Origin of the sequence: Microcystis sp. M179S2, assembly GCF_020245805.1 — a bacterium.
In the GTDB taxonomy this organism is placed as follows: Bacteria; Cyanobacteriota; Cyanobacteriia; order Cyanobacteriales; family Microcystaceae; genus Microcystis; species Microcystis aeruginosa.
Map to the genome: position 1 here is coordinate 1 of NZ_JADBUE010000261.1, position 5,352 is coordinate 5,352.

At 41.8% G+C, this 5,352-nt stretch carries 6 protein-coding genes; 3 read left to right on the plus strand and 3 right to left on the minus strand.

Going from position 1 to position 5,352, the window contains the following annotated elements; translation table 11 throughout:
- Positions 1 to 217: 217 nt before the first annotated feature.
- Complete coding sequence (locus tag IM500_RS16010) at positions 218 to 1,507, minus strand: M16 family metallopeptidase (protein ID WP_287738949.1); 1,290 nt, start codon at positions 1,505 to 1,507, stop codon at positions 218 to 220.
- Between the two features lie 313 nt (positions 1,508 to 1,820).
- Here IM500_RS16010 and IM500_RS16015 point away from each other — a divergent pair, with 313 nt between their 5' ends.
- The 3 genes from IM500_RS16015 (at position 1,821) to IM500_RS16025 (ending at position 4,313) form a co-directional block, all read left to right on the plus strand.
- The gene (locus IM500_RS16015) at positions 1,821 to 2,774 is read left to right on the plus strand and encodes a hypothetical protein (protein WP_242034622.1); all 954 of its coding nucleotides are present in this window, start codon (positions 1,821 to 1,823) and stop codon (positions 2,772 to 2,774) included.
- Between the two features lie 24 nt (positions 2,775 to 2,798).
- The gene (locus tag IM500_RS16020) at positions 2,799 to 3,377 is read left to right on the plus strand and encodes a DUF1822 family protein (RefSeq protein WP_287738952.1); all 579 of its coding nucleotides are present in this window, start codon (positions 2,799 to 2,801) and stop codon (positions 3,375 to 3,377) included.
- Positions 3,378 to 3,461: 84 nt separating this feature from the next.
- Positions 3,462 to 4,313: a PEP-CTERM sorting domain-containing protein gene (locus IM500_RS16025; RefSeq protein WP_287738954.1), complete on the plus strand. Its 852-nt coding sequence runs from the start codon at positions 3,462 to 3,464 to the stop codon at positions 4,311 to 4,313.
- A 30-nt stretch (positions 4,314 to 4,343) separates the two neighbouring features.
- Here IM500_RS16025 and IM500_RS16030 read toward each other — a convergent pair whose 3' ends face one another.
- Both IM500_RS16030 and IM500_RS16035 read right to left on the minus strand, forming a co-directional pair.
- Positions 4,344 to 4,679, minus strand: coding sequence for a XisI protein (locus IM500_RS16030; RefSeq protein ID WP_190718574.1), 336 nt, complete (start codon positions 4,677 to 4,679; stop codon positions 4,344 to 4,346).
- Entirely contained in the window at positions 4,667 to 5,083 is a 417-nt protein-coding gene (locus IM500_RS16035) for an element excision factor XisH family protein (RefSeq protein ID WP_287738956.1), read from the minus strand. Before IM500_RS16035 ends, IM500_RS16030 begins: the two co-directional genes overlap by 13 nt.
- Positions 5,084 to 5,352 lie beyond the last annotated feature (269 nt).

Here is a 5,352-nt window from a genome sequence, read left to right on the forward strand (position 1 = left end):
GAAAGGCATTTGGCGATTTTTGTCAATTATTTTTTATCTAGAGCGAACTAATCAATTAAGTCTCTTGCCAGATAAGGATTTAGTCGATTTATGCCCCCCTATCGAACCATACTAAGTAACGAAGAACCGTTAATTAGTTATTTAGTTATTTATTTATCTTCATCTTTATCCCTGATTACTGATTACTGTTCACTGATTACTGATTACTGTTCACTGATTACTGAATTGGTCTTACCACAACCACACCGTAAGCGTTAGGATTTAAATACTCTTGACAGGCATTTTGAATATCCTCTAAAGTGAGGGCTTCAATGTGTTGGGGATAACAAAAAGCCGGTTGTAAATCACCGATCTGAGTATGATAATAACCGTAAAGGTTGGCCCGATCGCTCGGTCTTTCATTGCTAAAAATAAACCGATTGGCCACTTGGGTTTTGACTCGTTCCAGTTCAGAAACTGTCACAGCTTCCTGTTGAATTTGTCCAATCTGTGCTACTATCTCCCGTTCCACTTGCTCGATATTTTCCGAGGCTAATTGGGCCGACACGGAAAACACTCCTTGCACTGCTTGGGACATATTACTGGCAGTTATTTGGGAAACTAAGGCCTTTTCTTGGCGCAGAGATTGAAATAATCGCGATACCTTGCCCTGACCCAGAATAGCCGCTAAAACATCGAGAGGATAGGTTTTTTCTAAGTCTCTCAACCCCGGCACTTTCCAAAATAGGATTAAGCGGGCCTGCTGCAAATTTTCATCCTCGTATTCTTGACGGATAATCTCGTTAAAGGGAGTTTCGGGCTTTAGATGGGCGATAGGATGGGAAATCAGCCCAGAATTGCCCTTACTGCCTAAAGTATCTAGAGAATCGCTCACAATAGCCATTAAATCATCTACAGGCAAATTACCCACCACTGCCACCGTCATCCATTCGGGACGATACCAAGTCTGATGAAAATCGCGCATTTGTTGAGGAGTAAGATTTTCAATCACTGCCGTCGGACCCAACACCGGACGACGATAGGGTAAAACTTGAAAACAAGTCTCCATGGTGCGATAAAAAGTGCGACGACGGGGATTATCCTGAGAACGACGAATTTCTTCTAAAATAACCTGTCTTTCCCGCTCAAAAGCTTCATCAGGGATTAAAGCTTCTAAAACCACTTCTAGCTGCAGCGGGGCCAGATGGGCGAAGTCCTGCGGGGCAGTGGTAATGTAATAATGGGTGTATTCTTGGCTAGTAGCGGCATTAGTCACCGCTCCCCTTGATTCGATCGCCCGTTCAAATTCACCACTGTCTAAGTTACGGGTTCCCTTAAAAACCATGTGTTCGAGAAAATGAGCCATCCCATTGATCTGATCCGATTCTAAGGCCGAGCCGACCTGCAGCCAGACATTGAGATTAACCGCTTCTACCGGTTGACTTTCGGCAATAATCGTTAAACCATTGGCAAGACGGTGCAGAATCGGAGTGTTAAGCGTGGCAGGTTTCCCTAGGATAGCCGTCATTCTTTATTAGTCCTCGGTGATCACTCTGGCAAAAATTGTCACTTTTCCCTATTGTAGTCCCAGACTTTCACGGAGCCAACAAGATCAGGTGTTGGCCAGCAATTACAAATTCAGAATGTAGCAAAATTGATCGAGGTAGGGTGTCGCTAGCGCCAGTGAACGCACCGTTAATGGAGGCTGCCGGGATATTCATTCCAAGAAATCGCTTTAGTCAATCAGGGGGTTGACCGTCATTTAAATTTCTAAAATATAAAGTTTTGTGACAACTTGAGACGATCGCAGGAGTTGGTTGTGATTTCTTTTATGAAAGCAGTTGAGAACATCATCTATGCCGTTAACCCAACCCTGTTTCTCCTCTTCTGAAGTTCGTCTGAATTCCATGGTCTCCCATCGCGATCGCGGAACTTCCCTGAAGCAAACCGATGATGATGACCTGCAATACCTCGCCCTGCAAGCGCGTTCCTATACTGGGACAGTGGGTTTGCAGCAGCAAGCCGCGATCGCTCGGTTACTTGATGCTCTGCGATTTTCGGGTCGGCTACGGGGTCGAGGTCATTATTCGGTAGAGGTCTATGAGGATGCGGTTAATCGAACGTTATGTTGGGTTGCTTTCCACCTCGACCAGTTCGATCCTGACCGGGGCAGTTTTCTGGCTTGGGTCAACTATCGGCTGGATATTCTGTTGCGAGAGGCGTATGCGGAAACGCTTGACCCGCTGGTCAGGGCGCAGAAGCAGCAATTGATTCGTCGCAAGTACCAACTGACGGCAATGGTTAGTCTAGTCGCTAAGGTTGGGCTGGGTTTCTGGTTAAGGTTACAGGTTAAAGGGATCGCGATTGATGAACAAAGTTTTGTCTGGTTGGCGGTTCTCTGTCGGTTATCTGGGCTAAGAAAGGCTAATCGGGCTTTGGGCGATCGCGTTTTTCTGGATCTGGCAAGGGCAACGTTATCGGTATCGCCTTTACAGCAGGTGAGCGGTGAGTCTGTTGTCTTTGAGAATTTGGCTCAACCAGTGGAGCAGCTTTGTTTGTCGGAGTTGATCGCTGAGTATATTGAGTCTGATCCGGAGTTGTTGTCTCGCCATCATGTCCATAATTGCCCGAAGGCGACTTTGAAGGCAATTTTGAGGGCGCGATTGGAGGCGCGATCTTGGCAGGAGATCGCGGATTCTTTTAGTTTGACTGTGGCAGTGGTGAAGAATTTTTTCTCGCGCCAGATGAAGACGGTTGCGCCTTTAATCGGACAGGAAATTCTGTCTTATTTGTAATTTTTTTAAGGAGGTGAATAACTTTTGAAAAACTCACTGGCTGAGTTTGCAGGGATTTTTGTGGAAAATTTAAGCTTCCAATGGGGGGAAATCAAGATAATGCCGACACGAATTAATCATAGTTCTGTATTTTTGATTGCTCTAGGAAGGGAAGCCCATGAAATCGCGGATTATTTTTGTCAACAACATTCTGATTTTGCTCTAGCTGAACAAGTCTATCTCAATACTTTGGCTGTGTATGCGGTCAACTGTTGCTTACGGTCTCTGGGTATTGCCACAGATTTGGAAGCGAGTGATAGCTGGAATCCCATCATGCGATCGCGTTTAATGGTAGCGGATTTGGTGGTGAAAGGTAAGGGAAAAGTTGAATGTTATCCTCTGATGCCGGGTGAGGATTTTATTGAGATTTCTGAGGAGGTTTTATCGGACAGAATTGGTTATCTATTTGTTGAGATTAATGCTGAGATGTCTGAGGCAAAGGTGTTGGGATTTTTGGAGAAAGTCAATGAAACAAAGTTAAGTCTTTTGGCATTGCTTTCTCTGGATGATTTGCCAGCATATCTTGAGAAAATCAGTCCTCCACAATTAAGGTCTCAAATTTAATTAGGGCTGAGTTTTTTGAAGAGTAATCTGTTTCAGTTCGATTGTTAAAGTTTTGAAGTAATCAAATTAAGGAGAAAATTTATCATGAATCGTCTAATTTTTCATGCATCAATTACAACGATTACGGGTGCTGCGCTATTATCTTTCATCGGAATAAATTCTGCTCAAGCAGTAAGCATTACATTTTTTCCATCTACTGTATTCTCATCTGACCCTACAATCCTCAATCAAAATGTAGGCATCACAGGATATACAATTGAGGATTTTGAAGACAAAACTCTAATTCCTGGTTTAAGTATTACTTATTCTGGAGGAGTTTCTACATCAACGATTACAAGTCTTCCTAATCTTTCAAATAAAGTTTCTCAAAGCTGGGATGGTCAACACACATTATTTAATATTCCTAGTAATCAATTGAGTAATAGTGTGTTTTGTCCGAGTACAGAATGTGCAAAACTTACTACACTTAATTTTAGCAGTAGCATTATATCAGTGGGAATTGGGCTGTCAGGTTTCCAGTCTTTAAATCCCCCACCATCTGCACCAGATAATCCAATAACAGATCATCGCCTCTTCATCAATGGCATACCTTTTTCACAAACAATCGAACAGCTTGCGGGAGTAAATTGGAAGTCAGCTAACTTCCAACGTAATGCTTACTTGCGTATTGATGCACTACAAGGAGAATCGATTTCCTCGATAGGATTTGAAAATATAACGACATATCCAATTGCAAATCCAGTTACAGAAGATTTAATTGAATTTGATCATCTTGCAATAAAATCTGTCGCACAGCCCCCCAAAAGTGTCCCTGAACCATCTAATATCTTGGGTTTAGGTTTACTCGGACTGGGTTTAACCGCAACAAAAGTAAAAGGTGTCTTATCAAAAAAAGCAAAGTCACCCACAGATAACCCCCAAGAACCAGACAGCTAACTGGGATCAATTGCAGTAGGATAAATTAATCTATCCTACTGCATAATCGGTCAATTGACGAAGTACAGGAGGATGAAAGCCAATGACAATATCTTTTTTAGGAACACCTAGTTTAACTAAGTCTTCAGCAATATCTTGTTCTGTCATATTCCATTGAATCCAAATTTTATCAGACTTGAGGTCAATATGAATGAGACAATAATGTACATATTTTTCGCCTTCCCACCCAAAAGTAACGACCTGATAATGTTCTTTTTGTTCATCAAAAATAGCTTGAATTTCTAAATCATTACAAGTGGGTTTATATTGAGTATATTCCGAGAGAATATTTTTGACTAATTGACGATATTTTGCTAATTTATCCATGTTAAAATTACCTCCTGACTTGGCAAAAAAATGATTAATTTTAAATGGTTTTCTCTAATCATCAATTGGGTAAAATCTAAAGAGAAAAAAGTGTCGTAAGTAAAACTAGGAATAGCTAAAAATAAGACTCTATCTGGGTCTTTTCTCTTTAAAACCGCCCGATAATTAATAAATTGTCCTAGAGCAGTATGAAATTCTGAGATCGCTGAAGACCCCTCTAAAAAACTTTTAATTTCTACGGCAATCTTTTGATGATCTTTAGTCGCAGCAATCAGCTTTTCTGCGCCTAAATCAACAGCCATATTCACCCCTCCAAAACTTATCGTATAAAGGTCATGAGTAATTAACCAATTATCTTTGATCAAAGCATTTTTGGCTGCTTGATAAACTAAATCTTTAGCCAATTTTACCTTTCTCCTGATTTGATAGGTTATCTTTCCCTGTTTTGAGGTGCGGCTTGAGCAACAAGGACAACTAATTTTCTCTGATTCATAGTACTGAGTCCCATCTAGGGCGACGAGTAAGTTGCCATCCAACGCCTCAAACCCCCTCAAATAGCCTTGGTCTTTCAGCCCTTGATCAATCCATTTGAACAGGGGAAAAAGATGCTTTGCGGCTATTCCATCGAGGATGTTCCGCATCTGCTCTACTGTCGGGATATTGACCAAACCAA